Below are 20,524 nucleotides of genomic sequence, written 5' to 3' on the forward strand. Positions count from 1 at the left end.
GTCTGCGCGATTCGCTGCCTCACGGTGTGTTTCTCGGCGACCTCGTGGACGAACGGCTGCCGCATCGTCGCCGGGTCACTCGACCTGCATGCCCCAGTCCCGTCGTACGCATCAGCTCACGAGACCCTGGCGAAGTATCCCGGGACGGGTCGACGCCCGCAGGATCCTGCCCGGGGAACGCTCGCCGCCGCCGATCCAGTAGCCGCCGTCCAGGCGTAAACCGACCTGGTCGGGTGGGACGCACTGGCTGTCGACCCGGTGGGCGTCGAACCCCGTGTTCACCCCGGCGAAGGTCTCGTGGCAGTTTGCGCAGTGGGCGGCGGTCAACGCCGTCCAGCGTACGTCGCACCGCCCACAGCTCAGCAGCGTCGGGCGGTCGTAGTCGACGTCCCGGCCAGCCAATGACTCACTCCCTCACGCGTGTCCGAGCTCGTGTCCTTTGCCGACCATGATTCTGTCCGATCCGGAGAATCCGGCGCGACGTGGGTACGGGCCCACCGACTCCACGGTGGGGGCTCGCCGATGCTCGACGATACTTCTCGGATGGGACCGAGACGCCGGTTCGCCCTGAGGAAACCCGTGCGATCATGCCCGAGGCACTCCCGCGGATCATCGACTTCGCGACCCATCGAGCCGATCTCACCGAGCTGATATACGCGCTGAACGCCGGAGACAGCCCACCACGGGGAGGAAGGGCCAGGTGCCAGAGACCCCGGCGGCTGCGCGGCCAGGCGTGGGGCAGGTCATCCTGATACCGGCTGACGCTGTACCACCGACCCCGAGCCGTCGGTAGCGGGACATGTGCCCGGAGAGAGCAGGAGGAGGAACTGCCGGGTCACCGGCAGTTCCCGGTCGCCTCGATCAGCGGAAACCGTCCGGTCAGGCCGCTTCCGCCGGTGCGTAGGTGTGGCAGCGCGGACTGCACACCCGGACGCAGGCGCTACAGCCGATGCAGTTGCCGCCAGCCTCGATAATCATCACATTGCGTTCGACTTCCTCGTCCTCGTCCATGGGGTCGACCAGGTCACCGTCCTCGTTGACGCCCATCAGCTTCAGGACGCCCTGGCCGCACACCTTGAAGCACCGGCCGCAGCCGATACATTTCTTCTGGTCGATGGCCATGATGTAGTGAGGCACCCACGGGCTGGCGTCTCGGGTGGCGAACTGAACGTGGCTCATGCAAAGTCTCCTCGGTCTCAGAAGGTCGGGTCGAGGGCCTTCAGCTCCTGGCCGGCGGCGTCCAGTGCGGTGTGGGCCTCGTATGTTTTCTGGGCGACATCCATGATTTTCGACCTGTTCACGGGCAGCTTATGAACAGGTCGTGCGGATCCATCTCGGCCTGGGTCGCGCGGGCGGACAGCTTCTTGACCCTGGCCTTGATGTCGCCGATATCGCTCATTGTCGCGGTTCCATCGTATGTCCGCAGTGCGCGGACGGAAGCTGAGGAAAAGGGCTGGACACACGGGTCCACTCGTCCTCGTCCGACGAGCCGACAAGCCCAGCAGGACACCTCGACAGAGGTCACGCTCGCTTACCGTCTCAGCGCAAGCCGGACGATAAAATCGGGTATATGGTACAAATTTGTACAATACCGAAGTCGCGCCAGCCAGTCGGCTGGGATAACCTTCCATTACAATGAGTCACCTTAGGCGTACGTCGAAAGTGGTTACCGGACACGTTTTCCCGCAGGTCCGCCGTCATTTCTGCGCAATCTGTATCCGAACCGGGTTGACAGCGAATATTACTCTCCGAATTCCTGATTCCAGATTCTTTCCCGCCCTTGAACGCTCGGGTAGCCTTTGGGTTGTCCGGACACCCTCCTCCCACTCCAGGGACGCAAAGAAGGAGATCCGTATGTCAAGCACACCTATCACCGAGGCCCGTCGCCTGAACGGTCGAGAAATCGATCTGTTTGTTGACAGTGCGCAGCCCGCGCCCCGGGTCGAACTCACGTCGCCCGGTTTCCCTTTCGCCTACGAGTTCATCCTGGCATTTCCTACCGCCTCGGTACCGGTCCTGGAGCCGGTAGCGGCAGCACAGCCTTTCGGTTTGTTGAGTGCCGAGCCTCATGTTCCCGACCCCGCCAACGGGGTTGACCTCACTGGTGGTCCCACCATGAAGAAGAAGAGCTCCACTTCCATCAATACGACAACCAAGTTCACCGGTCTTTTCCTGGACACGACGATCGACTGTAATAGCGACTGACGTGGCGTGGAAACGGGCCGGAGCCGGGCAGAAAGGAAACGGACGACGTCAGTGGCGAAGGCTGCTCCGGTCGGTATCCACACGTCTGTCCGTCTGGGCGGTTCAGGACGCACAGGCAGGCGCACTCCTGCGGAACGCGCTCGCAGTCAACAGGTCTGCCATCCTCCGGCTGCTTGCCATCGGGCTGGTAAACGCACTGCTGGCCGTCGTGCCGTCGATAATCATTCGCGAGCTGGTTGACGACGCCCTGCCCCGAGGTGGTACGACGGCAATCACGATCTGGGGTGCGCTACTGAGCTTGGTTCTTGTTGCGGAGGCTGCCTTAGGGTACGCACGGGCCTCGATCCAGTCGCAGGCTGGTGAGTCGATATCACATCAGTTGCGCGATCGGCTCTACACGACCTATCTACGCCTACCCTTCAACGCCTTCACGACCACGCATTCCGGAGAGTTCGTCTCCCGCGTAATGAATGACGCCACAATAGCCCAGATCGCAGCCATTGCAACTGTGCCGACCGCCGCCGTCGATCTATTGTCACTCGCGGTGATGGTCGGCTAGCTGTTCATTCTTGATTGGCGACTGACCATCGCGGTACTGGCTCTGCTCCCTGTGGTCGTCGCTGTGTCGAAGTTTGGTTCCCGTCGAGTGTCGACGGCCAGCCGGCGTGCGATGGAGACTGCCACCGAGCTGGTCAGTAGAATGAGTCAGACACTTGATGTGGGTGGGGCCGCACTCGTCATAACCAGCGACACCGCGGACCGCGAGACGAAGCGCTTTCATGGCCTTTCGGAGAATTACGCCGGATTTTCGATCACACGAATACGTGCGGGTGCGGCCATAGCTTTCGCCAGTGGTTGCGCGACAGCCATGGCCACCGGTGTCGTGGTGGGGTACGGCGCCTGGCTGGTCGGCCGTTCCTCGATAACTCTCGGTACTCTGATCGCATTTCTGGCCATGCTCGGCCAGGCATACGGCCCGGCATCGTCATTGAGCGGCGTGCAAGCGGACCTGGCGACATCGGCCGAGTCGTTGAAACGCGTGGCCGAGGCACTCGCCTGGCTCGGACGCGTCACCGTGACCTCGGTCGACAAGGATGATCCAGAACCACGCCACGATGTGGACCTCCAGTTTGTCGACGTCTGGTTCAGCTACAGGGGTAGCCCACGGTACGGCATGGCTAATAATGTATCTGCCGAAAGCGCCGCGAAGTTCGCGCTTCACGGGGTCTCCATCGATGTCAAAGCCGGTACGACCGTGGCGGTGGTCGGGCCATCCGGGGCGGGCAAGACGTCACTGGCCCACCTGGCAAGCGGCCTGGCCACTGTCGAACGCGGCAGCGTGCTTATCGGTGGTAAGAACATCCAGGAGATCTCGGAGAGAGAACGGAGTTCTCTTGTAGCACTGGTGGGTCAGGACGCCTTTCTATTCCATGACACGGTAGCCACAAATGTGCGTTATGGTTGTTCGGGGGTCGCCGATGAAGAGATAGCGGCCGCATGCCGGCTGGCCGGCCTGGCTGATGTCGTGGCGGGCCTCCCCCAGAAATACGAGACGGTCCTCGGTGAGCGGGGCCTGCGTCTTTCTGGCGGGGAGCGGCAAAGGCTGGTCCTTGCTCGTGCCCTTGTCCGGCAACCACGGGTGCTCGTCCTCGACGAACCCACCAGCCATCTGGACAGTACGACTGCCGAGGAGCTTCGACTTTCCCTCAAGGAAATCCGCCGGGGTCGTACTAAAGGGAATCTAAGTAGCTGGACTCCGGCAGGCCCGTGACCTGCGCAGATGCATTTTCTCGGGTCCAGTAACCAGGATTCCCATTAGTACCTGCATTCTCATCACACATCTCCTACGAATGGCCCGGGATGCTGATTTTGTAGTGTTCCTGCACGGTGGCCGCGTACTCGAGAGCGGAACTCATGAAGAGCTGATGGCTCTCGATGGCGTGTACAGTCGGATGTTTGAGCTGGAAACTGCTCTGGAACCCCCGATATCTCCGCCGGGAAAGGCATACGATGAAATTACTGCCCTTAGCTGATCGGCGTGCACGCCCTACGGATCGGCAGGGTGGAAAAGCAGACGGTAGTCCTCTTCTGTCGATCTCCTCTCGCCGGATAAGGATCAGGCCGACCTGGCCGGATGACTATCCCTATCTGTTTTCCCTGGAAAGTCATCCGAGATTGGGTTTCCGGTGGTCGTCAGATCGGCGGGTTCCGACGTATGAACTTTTTGTGGAACGCATGCGTCTCGACCCCGCGCGGGAATTTGTCGCCGTCGCGGCGGACGGCCGCCCTGTCGGGTGGCTGGAGGCTTACAACGAAGATGCGAGCTCCGGATATGCGTGGATCGGGGTCTTTATGGACCCCTCGGTACAGGGTAGCGGTCTCGGTATCGAAGCCATCGCCGTGTTCATCCATTATCTCTTTGTAAGTCTTCCGTACCGAAAACTGTACGCCAATGCCATCGAAGAGTCTTACCGGTCCTTTGCCAGCGGGGACGGCCGATTCTTCCACGTGGAAGGACGGCTACGTGAGCACGAGTTCTATAACGGCTCGTTCCGGGACCGCCTGACTCTGGCGGTCTACCGCGACGAGTGGCGGGAAATCATGCGTGTGTGGGGACCGCGTTTGGGCTGAACCCTCGAGGTGGATTGATGGCCAGGAAGGACGGGGTTTTGATCTTAACTCAGGAGATCGACCCGCACAGCGACGCCGTGATCGAGGAGCTGACACGGCGAAAGATCCCGGTATGGCGCGTGCACACGGCCGATTTTCCTCTGAATGCCACCCTCACGGCTACGAACGATGCCCAGGGATGGTGTGCTCATTTGTCCTGCTCACACTTTCGGGTCGATCTCGAAAGGATTCGATCGGTTTGGTTTCGACGTCCCAGTCTCTTTCGGATCGACGATCGCCTCACCGGATCGCGCGCGGAATTTGCTGTTGCGGAGTCAAGAATGGCGATCGGCGGTGTTTTGCGATCACTACCCGTACGATGGGTTAATCATCCCGAAAAAATTGTGAGCGCGGACTATAAACCATTCCAGCTCGCCGTCGCTCACAGGCTCGGTTTCACGGTCCCTCGCAGTCTGGTAACCAATGATCCGGAGATGGCTCGTCATTTCATCGATGAACTTGGTGAAGTCATCTACAAGCCGCTGAGTTCGATCATCGTTGGTTTGGAGGAGGCGCGGCCCCTCAACCAGTTCACCCGACTTGTAACACAGGATGACCTTCCGTTGATCGATGCTGTGCGGCACGCACCATGCCTGTTTCAGGAGCGCATTGAGAAGGCTTTTGAGCTACGGGTTGTCGTCATGGAATCGCGAGTATTCTCGGTAGCAATCAACAGTCAGAACTCTGAACGGACGAACCTTGACTGGCGGCGTTCTTATACGGATCTTACCTATTCGGTCCATGAGATGGACCCGAGCCTGGAGCGCCTTTGTCTTGAGCTTGTCGACGAACTCGGCCTCGTCTTTGCTGCCATCGACCTCGCGGTCGGGAACGATGGCACCATTGTTTTTTTCGAGCTGAACAGTAACGGGCAATGGGCGTGGCTCGAGGAGCACGTCGATCTTCCATTGGTGGACAGCATGGTTGACCTTCTCGCGGGTGACGGAGGAGCGCATGTCACGTAATCTTGCGACCATTGTGGCCGAAGATCAATTCGATCGCAGAGTCTGCCGGAATCCGGCCGAGTTGGCGCGACGGGATGAACGGCGACGGGCCGAAGTGCATGGAATCATCCAGACCAAACGCCTCCTGAACCCAACAGAACTCACCGACGCGGCTCTCGTCCTTCACCATGGCGTCGACGTGCACGACGCCATTCTCGCGCACCTCCTGGCGGGTGCGGCTCTGCTCGCAGGTCATGAACCGGCTCGCGCCCTTCTGGGTCCCACTTTCGATCGCCTTCTGCACCGCCTTGGGCACCCCCAGGCACTGGGCACCCAGTGGGTTAACGGTGTATTATGCGTCGTACGTAATGGCCGGCTGTGTTCGGTCGATCCGGCCAAGGGGATCGATGTGCCGGCATTAACAGCGGACGGTCCCATGTCCGAAGGATCGGTCGTTCAGTTTGGCGACGAGGAGCGGACGCGGGAGCCGTGTATGAGCAACCTGCCGACGGTGTTACACGCTGCATATGCACGGTACCCGTTGTAGTGGGAAGGGTGACCCGTGGCCTGGCCTGGCCTGGCCTGGATTTTTTACCGGGGTAGCGGACTCGTCTTTTTGATCACAGTCCCATAGTTTTGATCATGGTTTCCTGTTCCTGGGACGGTCGGGGCGCGACTGTCGCATCGCGGGCGCCGGGCTCCACGCCCCCGGCGGGGTCCTTCCTGGGGTTGTCGGGTCGGTGGTGGCCTGATCAGGTCGGGGCAGGCACTGCGGTGACCTTCCGCCAGACATCTCAGCGACCCCGTTTCCCCCGGCCGCCTAGCCACACAGCCTGCCCCAGCATCACCACGGACATCGGGTGCTGTTGCCTGCCCACTCACCGTCGATTTTCGTCCTAGAGTCCCCCTTGAGGCCTCCGAGCGGGCGAAGCACCACGGTCGCGATCTGTGCCTTGAGTCGCACCACGGCCACACCGTGCCGGCCGAACAGGTCCGTACCGTAGTCGGGACTGTGATGGGCACCGGCAAGATAGATCGCCGAAGAGACGGCGAGAACCGCCGCGGGGACGGCAATCCCGGTGAGCCACCGGTGGGAGATGCGCGTCGTCGGCACGAACGGACTTCTCATGGTCATCGCAGTCCTGTGCATGTCGTGGAGGCCACTCCTCATGATCACCCCGGTCGGCCGGTATCGATCTTGTTTCCCGAAGTCGCCAGGACATACCATTTCGCGCCGAACTGGTTGAGTCCCTGACCGTTGATGTCACCCGAGCTGGTGTCACCGACGTAGTAGTAGAGCGGGTGACCGCCGTAGGTGACCTCGTGTGTCCCGTCGGATCGCGTTGTCGTGCCGAGCAGGCCCGCCGTGACCCCGGCACCGGCCGTGGGCGCGCCCACGGAAATGTAGGGCGGCCAGGCCGTCGCACAGGCTCCAGCGCAGGACGAGGTGGTTCCCTTATCGGCCTCGAAGAGGTACAGAGTCCACCCGCTGCCACCGACCAGCACGTTACCTACCTTGGTGGCGCCGACGGCGACGGTCGCAGCGGCAGGTGCCGCCCCACCGCCCGTCGAAGGTGCCGTCCGAGCCGGTGTGCCGTAGCCACCGCCGGCACCGCCGCCACTGCTTGCACACGCGGCGAGCGCAGCGGCCACCATAGCCGTGGACACGATCATGGCTGTCCTTTTCACAGGGCCTCCATCCGCCGGGCTCGATGGACAGCACCGTTTGGTTGCCCCGACGAGCCGTCACACCCCCATCACGGCCGAGCCTGCCCGGCGGTTCAGCCCGGGTTCCAGCGCTTCAGTCCGGGTTGATGCCGTGGTTGAGGCCACTCGCGAAACGATGGCCTGGTTGACGATCCGACTGCTGCGGGCCGACTGGGTTCCCGCCGACAAATCCTCGGTTCGGTTGAACCCAGGGCTCGTCCGACCCGTGTACAGGGGGAGGAGAAAGGAGGTGAAATCATGAGCGTCTTCACTGCCCATGTGCCGCACAGGCACCGGAAGCACCGACGTTCGAGGTCGCGATCGCTCTCGAGGTCGAGGTCGAGGCACCGCCACTAGATTTTTCGAGGCCGCCGATGGCGCAAGAAAAGCCATGATCGCGCCTTCTCCGGCCGACGGACACCTCATGAAGTCGGTAGGTGCAGAGATAAAGGTGTGTGCGGCGGGGCGTGAGTCACGACCATCGCCGCACACTCCAGGTGGTGTATTCAGTGACATCCGTCGTAAACGCTGGTAGCACTCCGCCCAGCAGGAGGCCGCGGCGATCGAGTCGGGCGTTGCTACGCATGTTGACGTTCGTAGCCATGTCCGACCGGTTGGCGTCCGACCAGGCGGCCGCGGAGCTGATCGAGCAGGCGCCGCCGGTCCGGATCTTCACGATGTTAGGTCGGTTCTGGCCGTATTGCCGGTCCCGTCGTGCCGTGCTCGCGTTCGTCCTCGTCCTCAGCGTTGTGCAGCCGGCGCTCGACGTTGCCGAGATCTGGTTGTTCAAGCTCCTGGTGGACAACGTCCTGGTTCCCGAAAGTTTCTCCGGATTCCCCCCGATTGCTGCGGCCTACATCGTCCTGACCCTGCTAGGTGGATTCGTCTCCTACGTGGACGATGTCCTGTCGGAATGGTTGAGTCAGCGGTTCCTGACGGATCTTAGGGCCGATGTCTTTCGGCACATGCAGGGCCTGTCGATGGATTTCTTCGAGAACCGGCGTATAGGAGATCTCATCTCTCGGCTGACCGGCGACGTGACGGCCATCGAGACGTTCCTCGTTTCCGGTCTTCGGGACGGAACGTCGTACGCCCTCCGCCTGGTCGCGTACACCGTAGCGATCTTCCTGATCCAGTGGCAGCTCGCACTGGTTTCCTTCCTGGTCGTGCCATTGCTCTGGCTGGTCTCCCGCCACTTCGCCCGGCTCATTAAGATCGCCTCACGGGAGCGGCGCCGTCGCGCCGGATCACTCAGCGTCGTCGCCGAGGAGGCACTGTCCAACGCCGTTCTGGTACAGGGCTATAACCGGCAGCAGTGGGAGATCGAGCGCTTCCAGCGCCAGGCCGAAGCCAAGTACCACGCCGAAATGGCAGCCACCCGGCTGCGCGCGCTGTTCACCCCGTTGGCCGAGACCACGGAGCTCATGGGCGCACTCGCAGTCATCGGCCTCGGTACCTGGCAGCTTTCCAACGACCAATTGTCCATTGGCGGGCTACTTGTATTCCTCACATTCCTCGCCGGACTTTACGTGCCGGTGCGCGGGCTGAGCCGGATAACGGCATCCGCCTATTCCGCATCGGCCGGCGCGGAGCGGGTCATCGAACTGCTGGAACAGGCTCCCGGCGTCCAGCAGTCCAGGTTTCCTCGCACCCTCGTTCACCCGAAGGGACATGTGTACTTCGATGCCGTGTCCTTCCGGTACCCCAGCCGCGGTGACTGGGCGCTTGACCGTGTGACCCTGAGCATCCCACCAGGCCGGACACTGGCTCTCGTGGGCGCGAGCGGAGCCGGCAAGTCGACGCTGGCCAAGCTTCTGATGCGCTTCTACGATCCCGACATCGGCCGAATTCTGCTGGACTCGGTCGATATCCGCGACCTCGATCTCTCCTGTCTACGCGGCAACATCGCGGCCGTACTACAGGAAACCCTTGTCTTCGATGGCACGATAAGAGATAACATCGCATACGGCAAACTCGGCGCCACCGACACGGACATCGTCGCGGCGGCCCGCTCCGCCGATGCGCATCAATTTATCACAGCACTCCCGGATGGATATGACACGCGCATCGGCGAACGCGGACGCCGGCTGTCCGGTGGGCAGCGCCAGCGGATTGCCATTGCTCGCGCCATGATTCGGGATGCCGCCGTCCTGATTCTCGACGAGCCCACCACCGGTCTCGACGCGGAATCCGCATACCGGCTGACAGCTCCTATGCGGAGGCTCATGGTAGGACGCAGCACCATTCTTATCTCACATAGTCTACTCATCACTCGGGATGCCGCCGAGATAGTCGTGTTGTCGCAGGGCGGCATCACCGAACGCGGCACCCACGACGAACTGTTGCGGCGGAACGGGACGTACTGCGAACTCTGGCGGCACGCTGCATTCGACGGACCCCGCAAGGCCGAAACCGGAGACCGCCGATGAACCTGTCCGTCTCGACGCCGAAAAATGCCGACCCCGAGCATTATCGCCCGGGCCACCCGATCGCACCCGGGTATGAGGTGGTCTCCCATATGAGCCGCGGCGATGCGCTCGACGTCTACGAGGTCTGGAGTGAAGAACGCCGCTGTATCTGTGTCGCGAAGACAATCCGGCCGGACCGCCATGAGGATCGGGTACGTCAGCGGCTGCTGCAGGAAGGCCACCTGCTGGAGTCCCTCAGCCATCCGCATCTGGTCCGCGCATACACAACCATTACGTATCCAGAGCCGATCATCATCCTGGAAACCCTGACCGGCCCGACCCTGGAGGATGTCATCGCCGACCGCCGACGCCTCGACGTGCCGGACATCGCACTGCTCGGAATCCAGCTGTCATCGGCAATCCACTACCTGCACGGCAAGGGCCACCTTCATCTCGACCTCAACCCTTCCAACATCATCGCGCAGTGCGGAACGGCCAAGTTGATCGATCTCAGCCTCGCCCGCCCGGCCGGGCGGATGCCCCACGGGCTCGGGACGAAGGAATACCTCGCACCCGAGCAGGCACGCGGCGACGAGGTCGGACCGGCGACGGATATCTGGGGTATCGGCGCCGTCCTGTACGAAACTGCAGGCGGCCGGGCCCCGTTCGAGGCACGAGACGACTGGGAGTCTGCACTGCTTGCCGCGGGCGAGTACCTCCAACTCCGGCGCTCCCCCTCTCCGCTTCGGCGACGTGACCTGCCCTCGCGACTGCGGGACGCCATCGGGCAGTGCCTCGATCCCAACCCGCCTGGACGCCCGACGTCCGACCAGCTCGCAGAGGTACTCGGCCGCTTTCAGCCATGGTCGACAGCACAGCCGTGAACACGGACCCAAACATGGCCGTAAGGAGGCGGCGGTTCACCGCCGGAGTCAGGTCGGTGCACCCACCAGCTGACGGCCATCGTCGGTCACCACCATCACCTCACGGATCTCTTCGCGTGGTAGCCGTGTACTGCCCTGCACCCGGGCGTCCCCGGCATAGGTCGCGACCCAGATGGCCGCCACCTCACGTGTACCGTCAGCCGCGACCACGACGAGCTGGCAGTGCTCCTCGGGCGCCACCCCGCTGACAGCGACCGTGAGGCTGGTACCCACGCCGGCCCTGGCGAACGAGATCATCGCGTGTACCCGCGTCGACGAGTCCGTGGCGGACACGACCGTCTGTGCCGGCACGTCGGACCCGGACAGGCCCAGACCCGCGGCGGTGCCACTCACCGCAAGAACGGCTGCCGCCGCGACGGCCAGGAGCCGCCGACGGCGACGGCGACGGCGTTCGACCGTCACCCCCCGGGCCGCCGCAACCATCCGCGGTAACAGGTCCGGCGACGGTTCGGGTAGCCCGTATGCCGCCTCCTCTGGACTCAGCCTCGACAGCAGCCCGGGCAGCTCCGCGAACTCGCTGAGCGTGCCCCGGCAGCGGACGCAGCCGTTCAGATGCGCCTGCACCGCCGCCCGCTCGACCGGCTCCAGAGCACCGAGTACCAGCGCACCGAGTGCCAGTTCGGCCTGCTCGCACATCATCTCGTCACTCCCCGCTCCCGCAGTGCGAGCTTCAGTGCCCGGAGCCCGTAGAACGCCCGCGACTTCACCGTCCCGACCGGAACCCCCAGGGCCTCGGCGGCCTCCGCCACCGACCGGCCCCGGTAGAACGTCTCCACGATGACCGCGCGGTGTGCCGGACTCAGCGTTGCCAGTGCGTCCGCGACCAGCCAGCTCTCCATCGCACGCTCGATGTCGTCCTCCGCGGGGACCTCGACGACATCGGCCTGGGCGACTTCGTACGGCCGCGACCGCCGAGCCCGGTACTGGTCGCACGCGATGTTGTGGGCAACCGTGAGCAGCCAGGACCGGATCGAGCCGCGGCTCGGGTCCGCCACCGTGTCCAGGCGTCGCCACGCCCGCAGGAACGTCTCCTGAACGATGTCCTCAGCCCGTCCCCGGTCCCCGTCGGTCAGCCGGTTGGCGTAGGTGAACACGGCACCACCGTGTTCCTCCTGGAGAACGCGCAGCACCGTCTCCTCGTCCCGGCCATCCCTGCGAGCCGTCACATCCCCCATCACGGCTGTACATGCCCGACGGTTCAACTCGGTGGTCTGTGGTGCACGACCGTCCCTTGGTCCACGATTGGCGAGACAGTCGACACGGCGGAGCCTGGGGGCGATGTGAACAACCTGAATGCCGGGGGAACGGTGCGGCACCCGCGGCCACGGTTGTCCTGCTTCGGGACCGTACGGATGGTCCCGAAGTGCTGATGACGCGGCGTACCTCAACCCTGTCGTTCGCAGGGAGCTCCGACGCCGGAACCGTCAGCCGCGTCGACGGGTGATCATCGGTAGGCCGCCGCGGGGCCGCAGGGTCACCGTCGGCTCGGGTGTGATCTCCACACCCGCAACCGGTTCGAACGCCCACCGGCGGCAGATCGTAGCAAGGGCGAGCACACCTTCGGTCAGGGCAAAACCGTTGCCGATGCACTGATGAGGGCCGCCCCCGAAAGGAAAGTAGGCATAACGGGGGCGGTCGGGGTCGAGTCCGTCCCCGATCCAGCGGGTCGGATCGAAACGTTCCGGGTCCGGCCACCACTTCTCGTCACGGTGCACAACCCACTGGCTGAGCAGCAACGTCGAGCCTGCCGGCAGCAGATAACCGCCGACGATGTGATCCTTCAGAAGGTACCGACCCATGCCCCACACCGGTGGGTAGAGGCGCATCGACTCGGCGAACACCGCGTCGGTGTACGGCAGGTACGGCAGATCCGCGACCGTCGGGCGCCGGCCCGCGAGGACCCTGTCGAGCTCGGCGTGCAGCGTGGACGCGATCTCAGGATGCCGACCGAGCAGATGAAAGGTCCAGGTCAGTGCGTTGGCGGTGGTTTCGTGACCGGCAAGCAGGATCGTGAGGACCTCGTCGCGGACCTGGGTGTCGTCCATGCCGGCGCCGGTCTCAGCGTCACGGGCGGACAACAGCAGCGACAGCAGGTCCGTCCCGCCCGCTCCGGCGGCACGGCGACGTTGGATGAGGTCGTAGACGATCCGGTCGAGGGCGTGGCGCGCGTCACGGCGCCGCCGGGCCGCGGGAAGCGGCAGCTTTTCCATCAGTTCGAAACCTGCCTGCAGGGCCTTGCGGGTGGCCACCATGTTTTCGCTGATAGCGGTCCGGATGATGTTCACCGCATCGCTGTCGACGTCAACGTCGAACAAGGTCCGCGCGACCATCGCCAGCGTCATCTCGATCATCTCGTCGTGGATGTCGAGGAGCCGCCCGTCCCGCCAGCGGTCGGCCCTGTCGTCGGCAAACGCGGCGAACGTCTCTCCGTACTCGGAGATCCGTTGGTGATGGAACAGCGGCTGCATGAGCCGACGCTGCCTGCGATGTGCCTCGCCGGAACTGGTCAGCAGCCCCTGCCCGAGTACCAAGGTCAGAGGCTCCACGACCGTCTGACGAGAACCCAGACCGCGGCGGACCACACCCCTGCCATACGCCCGGCTCGACCCGACCAGCGCGTCGGCAATGGCCGCCGGGTCCGCGACGAGGAACAGCGACATCGGACGGGAGGACAGCCGCACGATCGGACCGTAGGTCCGGCGCAGGCCGATGAGGCCCGCGAGCGGATCAGCGCGCAACAGTCTCCTCACTGTGCGTGGACCACCAGTAACTTCCGGCACAGTCTCCTCGCCCATCAGCGCGGACTCCGCGCGTCGACGGGCAGGCGAAGTAAAGGTCATCGCGGACCCTCCTCGGGAACACGGGCGGGGGCAGGGACGCTCAACCCAGCAGGACGACCAGCAGACCGATCTTCACGATAATCGCGATCTCGGCGGCGTTGCCGGAGACACTGACCACGTTCGCCGTGGACATCCGACCAGCATCAGCGGACAACACGGCCCACCGGAACCGATCTGGGGCGGTGTGCCGCGCGGCACGGCCGGGCTTGCGCTGTCCGATCCAGAGGAGGACGCACCGGCCACCGAACGCCACCGAACGCCACAGCCGGCGAGGACCACGGATACCGGGAAGCACAACGACCGATGCGGAACCCTCTCGGTTTGATGCCTGGTAGTGAGACCCGTACTATTCCTTCCCGCCACGGCGGGGGGATCCTTACCGGATGAGCGATGAGGGGTTCGGCAACTACGGGGAACAGTGGCGGCCGGTACGGGGCCGCTGTTTCCACCCGACCGGCGACCGTGGTCCCGACGGCGGAGGTGTCTGCTGCGCGAAGCCGGCCGTCATCCGAGGGTGCCTCGTCACCCCTACCGGCCTGGCCTATATGGTCGATTCCTGTTCCGATCATGCCCACCTGCTTGATGAACCCCGTCCGCTCACATCCTGAATCTCGGGCCTGACGGCCGTCCCTCCGGTGCCTTCACCTGGACGGCGCCGCGGGCCGGCACTCTCATCGGATCCGGAAAGCGGACGAGACAGGACCGGCCCCGCCACGGCCCCCACAGGTTCATCCGAGGTCACAGTCCAGGACGGATTTCGGGCATCCGTCGGGCGGCGAAAATTCATGAATTGCATGACAAAAGTTCCCGGTAAGGTCAGGAAAATCCGAACGGGAATCGCCGTGGATACAGTCACAGCAAGTATCCGGACTCGGGCCGGTTACCACCTCTGGAACGCGTTTCACGACCACGACAACGAGACCTGTAATTCGAGGTGAGCCAACCCTCGACGCCGGCGCCCAGGTCGGCGATGCCGCCTGCCCTGCATTCCGAGGACGGCCCGCTCCCAGGCAGAGCCTGGCATTGTCGTCGACCGGCCCCGAAGCCGGAATGAATGCCGCGGCGCGGAGGTCGACCATAGACGGACGGAGTTTCCGGAACCATACCGGTTCGAGTACATGCGGTGTTGCAGCGAGTCCGCATGATGCTCGGCGATCTGGCCGGCGCAACGGATCGGATCGTGACGGATGCCACGGCCGTGGCATCCGGTCCTAACGCCGGCCGGGCGGGCGACGGTGGGGCATGGTCGAGCGGGATGTGTCGCACAACGCGGCTGGCACCACACCTGCGTTCCGATCTCGCGGACAAGGTCGATCGCGTCCGGATGTATACGGACGCGTCGGCGACCCCCGGCGCGTCCGTATGGCAAAGGCCTCACCGGTCCCGCCTACTGCTCCTGGGACCTCCCGAACTGTCGCTGCCCGCCAAAGGGCTCGGGCTCACCGGCCGGACCCTCACCCTGCGCCGTCCGGCCCTCACCCTCACCCTCAGCCTGGGAGGCCTGGGCGGTCTGCTCAGCAGGCTCGGCCTGCTCGGTCTGAGCGGTCTGCTCAGCAGGCTCGGCCTGCTCGGTCTGAGCGGTCTGCTCGGCCTGCTCGGCCTGAGCGGTCTGCTCGGCCTGAGCGGTCTGCTCAGCCTGCTCAGCCTGCTCAGCCTGAGCGGTCTGCTCGGCCTGCTCAGCCTGAGCGGTCTGCTCAGCAGCCGGCTCCTGCCCTTGGGCCACCTGCCCCTGACCCTGCCCTTGGGCCTGTGCCTGGGCCGCCTGACCCTGACCCTGGGCGGCCGATTCCTGGGCCTGAGCGGTGCCTGCCACCACGCCGACAAGCTCCCACAGCCGGTTCTCGACGTACGGCTCGGTGTGGTGCGACCTGTCCGCGATCCGCCGAACGAGGTCATTGACGTTGAAGGCGGAGTCAAGATCCGAAGCACTGACCTGCACGAAATCGTCGAGAATCTGGTATCGGATTTGTCGCCAGTTCTCCCGCAGCTGTTGCTCGACCTGCTCCGCCTGAATCTGCTCCATGCGATCACCCCTGCATCAGGTATATCTTTTCTACAAGATGTAACATACGTCGCCCGCAGGAGGAGTCAACCCGAAGACAGAACATCGTGCTATATAACTTCCGGTCGTACGGCCCGTATCCTTTCACGAAGATAATCAATAATGCTCGATATCGACATCATCAGCCGTTCGGCATATAAGGACCTATTGATGTTATTCGTCAGTAAATAAGGGATTACCGGACCGCCGCCGGTATGGCGGTGTCCGGTCACCGCGACCGTCACCCAGCCGGCGTCCGGATCGTCCTCCCGGCAGGTGACCCGAGCCAGTCGAACCAGTCGAGCCACCCACCGGAAAACCAAACCGAGGCTTCCAGGTAGGCGTTGTCAGGGTTGGGGAACAGCGATCCGTTGCTCGGCGTCCCACGAGCGAACTGCAGCTCCCCGCTCGCCGTCGTCACGCCGGACGCCGGACGCCGGACGCCGGACGGAGAGTCACGGTGACATGACCACCCGGCGACGCCGACTGCTGCCACGGGTTGACGCTGCCCGCGGCGAACGCGGGAAGCGCGAGCGCGGCGATGGCCATGGGCATGGGCACCGCTATGGACAGCGCCGCCAACGGCAGCCGGGGACCTTGCGCCCGGCCCTCCCTCGACACGGACGCACACTGGTGGGCATGTCCGAAACCCCGGCGCCGTCCAGCCGATCACCTGCCGAGATATCCCGCCGAGTGACCGACCCGGTCGACCCGAAGGACAACACCGAGGACACTCCGGACGGCAGCGGCGACCAGAGCATGCACGGCCCGGGCAGTAGTCGGAGGCGGTGGGCGTGGGATTGGCGGGCTTGGTGGCAGCACCCGTCGGACGTCCGCTCGGTCGGCGAGGATCCCGACTACCGCTTCACCCTGGCCAACGAGCGGACGTTCCTCGCCTGGATCCGGACGTCCCTCGCCCTGCTCGCCGGCGGCATCGCCGTCGTCCAGATCGTGCCGAGCTTCTCCGTCCCCGGCGCCCGACACATCCTCGGTATCCCTCTCGTCCTCATGGCCATTGTCGTTGCCATCACCAGCTACCGGCACTGGGCCGACAGCGAACGAGCGCTTCGGATGCGCCGTCCTCTCCCGCTGTCGGCACTCCCACGGATCCTCGGCGCCGGGATCGCGTTGATCGGCTTCGCCTCGTTCGTCTTCATCCTCATCGCCGGCAGGAGCAACCCGAAGTGAGTGCCGATCACGATAAGGACGACGGAGAGGTTCCGGACGAGGGGCTGCAGAGCGAACGCACCTACCTGGCCTGGCAACGCACCGGCCTGGCCTTCGCAGCCCTCGGCGCGTTACTCGTCCACTCCGCGAACGGGCAACGGCATCCGCTCGCCGAGGCACCAGGACTGTTCGGCCTGACGATCAGCGCCGCGATCCTCTTATGGACGATCCTGCGATACCACGGCTCAGGCACCGCACCAAAAAGCAACCATGACACCGCCGTCCCCCGCATGGCCGCCGCGGTCTCGGCCGCCACGGTGGTGCTGTGCCTGAGCGGACTCGCACTCGTTCTCGTCGGCCTGTGACACTCCGGACCCGATCGTCGGACGACAAGATCCGGTTCTATATGCATGAGCAAATCATAAGTAATCATAATATATCTCTGTCCATGACCTGCCGGTTCACAAAGGGCTCGCGGGGGAAGAACGAGACGGATGACGATGGACACTCACGGTATGGCTTCACGCGGCAGCCTCGAGGATCTGGTCGACGTGGCGTACGCACTCGTGACCGGGGTTGATGCAAAGGGTGTCGTCACCGGGTGGAGTGCGGGTGCCTGCCGGCTGCTCGGTTATCCGCCGGCCGAGGTCATCGGCCGGGCCGTAGTCGATCTTCTTGCTATGGACGTTCCGGAAACGGCCTGGCAGACCGCCGTGGCACGGCAAGGATGGAACGGGACCGTGGGCGTCCGCCATCAAGACGGCCACCGCGTGGAGTTGGAACTGCGGGCCTACCCGTTACTGGACGCCGCTGCAAACACCCAGTGGCTTCTGGTCGCCTCCACTCTCCTCAGATCGCCGCATCCCCGCTCATCGCATCACGAACGCGGACGGGGCCCGGCTCGCCCACGGGAGTTACCACCGAGCACTACGTGTTCTGCCCGGCAGGGAGATCCCTCGACGCCGGAGGATCCGATGGAGAGTGTGGACGATCAGACAATCGTGGACTGGGGGTTCCGCCAGTCCCAGCTCTTCATGGTGGTCTACGACTCCGAGGCACGGTTCTGGCGGCTGAGCGCCGGAGCGATTCCCATGATCGGCTACGACGAGACGGCCGTACGTGGACAGCGGCTGATGGATGCACTGCCCGACCACAGCTACGCCGCCTTCCAGGAGCAACTGCGTCATGTGGCGCAGACCGGCAAATCGGTGATCTACGAGAATCACGTCCGGGCACCGGGCGAACCCCGCGAACATGCCTGGGCCACCAGCATGTCACCCATCACGGACCCAACCGGCCGGGTACTGGGCGTGTTCGCAGCCGCGTTCGACGTCAGCGAACAGCACTGGGCCCGGCAACGCCTCGCCCTGCTCGACGAGGCCAGCACCCGTATCGGCAGCACCCTGGACGTGACGCGGACCGCTCAGGAACTTGCCGACATGGCTGTCCCCCGGCTCGCGGACTGGGTCAGCGTCGACCTGCTCGAATCGGTGTATCACGGCGACGAACCCGTTCCCGGTCCGGTTGTCGGCCCGGTCGCCCTGCGCCGCAGCGCACATCAGTCGGTCGTCGAAGGCAGCCCCTATGCCGTGGTCAAGCTGGGGCAGGTGGACACCTATCCGGAGTTCTCGCCGCCGGCCTGTGCCCTGGCCACCGGCCGGCCCAGCCTGTACCAGATCCTGGAATCCGACATCGCGCAGTGGATCGCCGACGATCCAACCCGGAATGTCATCGCCAGCTATCTCGGCTTTCATTCGGTCATGTTCGTACCGTTGCGTGCCCGTGGGACCACCCTCGGCATAGCCGTGTTCGCACGCCACCGCCGTCCGGAACCCTTCGGGCAGGAAGACCTGCTCCTTGCGGAGGAGCTCGGCGCCAGGGCGGCCGTCTCCATCGACAACGCCCGCCGCTACACCCGCGAGCGCAACACCGCCCTCACCCTCCAGCGCAGCCTGCTCCCCCAACGGCTGCCCGACCAGACGGCGGTGCAGGTCGCTTCCCGCTACCGGCCCACCGGTTCCCAGCTCGGGGTCGGCGGCGACTGGTACGACGTGATCCCGCTGTCCGGCGCGCGGGTCGCCCTGGTCGTCGGTGACGTCGTCGGCCACGGCATCCACGCGGCCGCGACCATGGGCCGGCTACGTACCGCCGTGCGCACCCTCGCCGACGCCGACCCGGCTCCCGAGGAGCTCCTCACCCGTCTCGACGACGTGGTCTCGCGCCTCAGCATGGAGGACAACGCCTTTTCCGGCAGCGACCCTGGCACTGACATCGGCGCGACCTGTCTGTACGCCGTCTACGACCCGGTGTCCCGCTACTGCTCGCTGGCCAGCGCCGGGCACCCCCTGCCCGCCGTGGTCGCACCAGACGGCACGGTCGACTTTCTCACCATGCCCGTAGGCCCTCCGCTCGGGGTGGGTGCCCTGCCGTTCGAGGCCATGGAAGTCGAACTACCCGAAGGCAGTCTGCTCGTCCTCTACACCGACGGCCTGGTCGAATCCCGTTCCCGCGACATCGATGTAGGGCTCGATGCGCTACGCCATGCCCTCACCATCCCGGCTCGCTCGTTGGAGGTCCTCTGCGACACCGTGCTGGACACCCTGCTCCCTGAACATCCCGAAGATGACGTTGCCCTGCTCGTCGCACGCACCCGCACCCTGGATCCCGGCCAGATCGCGGCCTGGGACCTGCCTGCCGACCCTGCTGTGGTCGCCCACATCCGCGCGCAGGCATCGCACCAACTCGCTGCGTGGGGACTGGAACATGCCATCTTCACTACTGAACTGGTCGTCAGCGAGCTCGTCACCAACGCCATCCGCCACGCCTGCGGCCCGATCCAGGTCCGGTTGATTCTGGACAGCACCCTCATCTGCGAGGTCTCCGACGCCAGCAGCGCTGCCCCACATCTGCGCCGTGCGCACAGTCTTGACGAAGGCGGACGCGGGCTGCTCCTCGTCGCCCAACTCACGAAACGCTGGGGCACTCGCCACACATCCACCGGCAAGACCATCTGGGCCGAACAGCCCCTCCCCACGTTCTGAGTCGAACATGGGCCTCGACCGCGCGAACGTCGTCGTTCGCGGCAGGCCCGGGACAGCCGGTCATTACCGGCGGGTCTTTCGTCAGCGTCAGCGGTCGGCGGTCGGCATGACGCGGAGGTCAGCGGCCGCGGACAGTTCTTCCCGCTCGGCCCGTTCGCGACGCCGTCGGACGCTTGCCCTCCCCAGCGGCACGCGGCAACGTTCCCGCTTCCCATGTTGCGGTGAATCCGGGAGGGGTCCGGTTGTCGTCGGGCTCGTCATCGACCGGCTGAACAGTCCCCGGCGGGTACACCGGCTCCTGGAACAGCGGCAGATCCGCCACGGTCGAACGTCTGGAGACGCGCAGCTCCTCACCAGGCGGTAGCGACGAAAACAGTGACCGTGATGCCATAGGTGTACTCCATCTCATACGTAATCTCACGCTGGGCAGGAACCGGGGTCACCTCTACCGGTACCTGATGTCAAGGTTGATTGCACCAACCGGCCTCATGCGCCACCACCCGGCGCCACCGGAACGGCTCAAACGACTGTCTCCGCAGCGAATACCCCAGGAACCG

Annotated in this window: 22 protein-coding genes and 2 pseudogenes; 11 read left to right on the forward strand and 13 right to left on the reverse strand. The window is 64.5% G+C overall.

What is annotated here, in order from left to right:
• Positions 1 to 111 precede the first annotated feature (111 nt).
• From NBW77_RS15270 to NBW77_RS22105, 4 genes are all read right to left on the reverse strand, one after another.
• Positions 112 to 402, reverse strand: a complete 291-nt coding sequence (locus NBW77_RS15270; protein WP_131744787.1) for an FDXHR family putative zinc-binding protein — start codon at positions 400 to 402, stop codon at positions 112 to 114.
• A gap of 477 nt (positions 403 to 879) precedes the next feature.
• Complete coding sequence (gene fdxB, locus NBW77_RS15275; protein ID WP_131744786.1) at positions 880 to 1,179, reverse strand: ferredoxin III, nif-specific; 300 nt, start codon at positions 1,177 to 1,179, stop codon at positions 880 to 882.
• Between the two features lie 17 nt (positions 1,180 to 1,196).
• The gene (locus NBW77_RS15280) at positions 1,197 to 1,301 is read right to left on the reverse strand and encodes a CCE_0567 family metalloprotein (protein WP_207386758.1); all 105 of its coding nucleotides are present in this window, start codon (positions 1,299 to 1,301) and stop codon (positions 1,197 to 1,199) included.
• Positions 1,298 to 1,399, reverse strand: a complete 102-nt coding sequence (locus NBW77_RS22105) for a CCE_0567 family metalloprotein (protein ID WP_207386757.1) — start codon at positions 1,397 to 1,399, stop codon at positions 1,298 to 1,300. The genes NBW77_RS15280 and NBW77_RS22105 overlap by 4 nt, the downstream gene beginning before the upstream one ends.
• Before the next feature lie 455 nt (positions 1,400 to 1,854).
• Between NBW77_RS22105 and NBW77_RS15285 the strand changes: the two genes are divergently transcribed.
• From NBW77_RS15285 to NBW77_RS15305, 5 genes and pseudogenes are all read left to right on the forward strand, one after another.
• Positions 1,855 to 2,205: a hypothetical protein gene (locus NBW77_RS15285; protein ID WP_131744785.1), complete on the forward strand. Its 351-nt coding sequence runs from the start codon at positions 1,855 to 1,857 to the stop codon at positions 2,203 to 2,205.
• Between the two features lies 1 nt (position 2,206).
• Positions 2,207 to 3,169, forward strand: a pseudogene (locus tag NBW77_RS15290) (ABC transporter transmembrane domain-containing protein); the annotation flags it as partial.
• 210 nt (positions 3,170 to 3,379) lie between these two features.
• On the forward strand, positions 3,380 to 3,976 hold the full coding sequence (locus tag NBW77_RS15295; RefSeq protein WP_242605495.1) for an ATP-binding cassette domain-containing protein: 597 nt from the start codon (positions 3,380 to 3,382) through the stop codon (positions 3,974 to 3,976).
• A gap of 239 nt (positions 3,977 to 4,215) precedes the next feature.
• Entirely contained in the window at positions 4,216 to 4,836 is a 621-nt protein-coding gene (locus NBW77_RS15300) for a GNAT family N-acetyltransferase (RefSeq protein WP_165485747.1), read from the forward strand.
• Positions 4,837 to 4,853: 17 nt separating this feature from the next.
• The gene (locus NBW77_RS15305) at positions 4,854 to 5,840 is read left to right on the forward strand and encodes an MvdC/MvdD family ATP grasp protein (RefSeq protein ID WP_131744781.1); all 987 of its coding nucleotides are present in this window, start codon (positions 4,854 to 4,856) and stop codon (positions 5,838 to 5,840) included.
• On the opposite strand, the gene NBW77_RS15310 is transcribed toward NBW77_RS15305, so the two are convergent.
• From NBW77_RS15310 to NBW77_RS15320, 3 genes are all read right to left on the reverse strand, one after another.
• Entirely contained in the window at positions 5,833 to 6,123 is a 291-nt protein-coding gene (locus tag NBW77_RS15310) for a hypothetical protein (RefSeq protein ID WP_131744780.1), read from the reverse strand. The two genes, NBW77_RS15305 and NBW77_RS15310, sit on opposite strands and share 8 nt — an antisense overlap.
• Positions 6,124 to 6,663: 540 nt before the next feature.
• Complete coding sequence (locus NBW77_RS15315) at positions 6,664 to 6,933, reverse strand: hypothetical protein (protein WP_131744779.1); 270 nt, start codon at positions 6,931 to 6,933, stop codon at positions 6,664 to 6,666.
• Positions 6,934 to 6,992: 59 nt separating this feature from the next.
• Positions 6,993 to 7,487 carry a COG4315 family predicted lipoprotein gene (locus tag NBW77_RS15320; RefSeq protein WP_217497578.1) on the reverse strand — a complete coding sequence of 165 codons (495 nt, stop codon included), beginning with the start codon at positions 7,485 to 7,487 and terminating at the stop codon, positions 6,993 to 6,995.
• A 623-nt stretch (positions 7,488 to 8,110) separates the two neighbouring features.
• Between NBW77_RS15320 and NBW77_RS15325 the strand changes: the two genes are divergently transcribed.
• The gene (locus tag NBW77_RS15325) at positions 8,111 to 9,955 is read left to right on the forward strand and encodes an ABC transporter ATP-binding protein (protein WP_250279911.1); all 1,845 of its coding nucleotides are present in this window, start codon (positions 8,111 to 8,113) and stop codon (positions 9,953 to 9,955) included.
• The gene (locus tag NBW77_RS15330; RefSeq protein WP_131744777.1) at positions 9,952 to 10,818 is read left to right on the forward strand and encodes a serine/threonine-protein kinase; all 867 of its coding nucleotides are present in this window, start codon (positions 9,952 to 9,954) and stop codon (positions 10,816 to 10,818) included. The genes NBW77_RS15325 and NBW77_RS15330 overlap by 4 nt, the downstream gene beginning before the upstream one ends.
• Before the next feature lie 48 nt (positions 10,819 to 10,866).
• Here the strand turns inward: NBW77_RS15330 and NBW77_RS15335 are convergent, their stop codons facing one another.
• The 6 genes from NBW77_RS15335 to NBW77_RS15360 form a co-directional block, all read right to left on the reverse strand.
• Entirely contained in the window at positions 10,867 to 11,517 is a 651-nt protein-coding gene (locus NBW77_RS15335; RefSeq protein ID WP_131744776.1) for a zf-HC2 domain-containing protein, read from the reverse strand.
• The gene (locus tag NBW77_RS15340) at positions 11,514 to 12,044 is read right to left on the reverse strand and encodes a sigma-70 family RNA polymerase sigma factor (protein ID WP_250279912.1); all 531 of its coding nucleotides are present in this window, start codon (positions 12,042 to 12,044) and stop codon (positions 11,514 to 11,516) included. The genes NBW77_RS15335 and NBW77_RS15340 overlap by 4 nt, the downstream gene beginning before the upstream one ends.
• Before the next feature lie 258 nt (positions 12,045 to 12,302).
• Positions 12,303 to 13,718 carry a cytochrome P450 gene (locus NBW77_RS15345; RefSeq protein ID WP_502799491.1) on the reverse strand — a complete coding sequence of 472 codons (1,416 nt, stop codon included), beginning with the start codon at positions 13,716 to 13,718 and terminating at the stop codon, positions 12,303 to 12,305.
• A gap of 1,387 nt (positions 13,719 to 15,105) precedes the next feature.
• Entirely contained in the window at positions 15,106 to 15,741 is a 636-nt protein-coding gene (locus tag NBW77_RS22855; RefSeq protein ID WP_175324618.1) for a hypothetical protein, read from the reverse strand.
• A 259-nt stretch (positions 15,742 to 16,000) separates the two neighbouring features.
• On the reverse strand, positions 16,001 to 16,180 hold the full coding sequence (locus tag NBW77_RS15355; RefSeq protein WP_250279913.1) for a hypothetical protein: 180 nt from the start codon (positions 16,178 to 16,180) through the stop codon (positions 16,001 to 16,003).
• Complete coding sequence (locus NBW77_RS15360) at positions 16,177 to 16,380, reverse strand: hypothetical protein (RefSeq protein WP_250279914.1); 204 nt, start codon at positions 16,378 to 16,380, stop codon at positions 16,177 to 16,179. Before NBW77_RS15360 ends, NBW77_RS15355 begins: the two co-directional genes overlap by 4 nt.
• An 18-nt stretch (positions 16,381 to 16,398) precedes the next feature.
• On the opposite strand from NBW77_RS15360, the gene NBW77_RS15365 reads away from it, so the two are divergent.
• The 4 genes and pseudogenes from NBW77_RS15365 (at position 16,399) to NBW77_RS15375 (ending at position 19,967) form a co-directional block, all read left to right on the forward strand.
• Positions 16,399 to 16,947 (forward strand): YidH family protein, encoded by a 549-nt coding sequence (locus tag NBW77_RS15365; RefSeq protein WP_250279916.1) that lies wholly within the window; start codon positions 16,399 to 16,401, stop codon positions 16,945 to 16,947.
• The gene (locus tag NBW77_RS15370; protein ID WP_131749078.1) at positions 16,944 to 17,291 is read left to right on the forward strand and encodes a DUF202 domain-containing protein; all 348 of its coding nucleotides are present in this window, start codon (positions 16,944 to 16,946) and stop codon (positions 17,289 to 17,291) included. Before NBW77_RS15365 ends, NBW77_RS15370 begins: the two co-directional genes overlap by 4 nt.
• A gap of 150 nt (positions 17,292 to 17,441) precedes the next feature.
• Positions 17,442 to 17,750 (forward strand): annotated as a pseudogene (locus NBW77_RS22860) (PAS domain-containing protein); the annotation flags it as partial.
• Between the two features lie 150 nt (positions 17,751 to 17,900).
• Positions 17,901 to 19,967 (forward strand): SpoIIE family protein phosphatase, encoded by a 2,067-nt coding sequence (locus NBW77_RS15375; protein WP_284346937.1) that lies wholly within the window; start codon positions 17,901 to 17,903, stop codon positions 19,965 to 19,967.
• Positions 19,968 to 20,524: the final 557 nt, after the last annotated feature.

The sequence above is a fragment of the Frankia sp. Cppng1_Ct_nod genome (assembly GCF_920656135.1).
GTDB lineage: Bacteria > Actinomycetota > Actinomycetes > Frankiales > Frankiaceae > Protofrankia > Protofrankia meridionalis.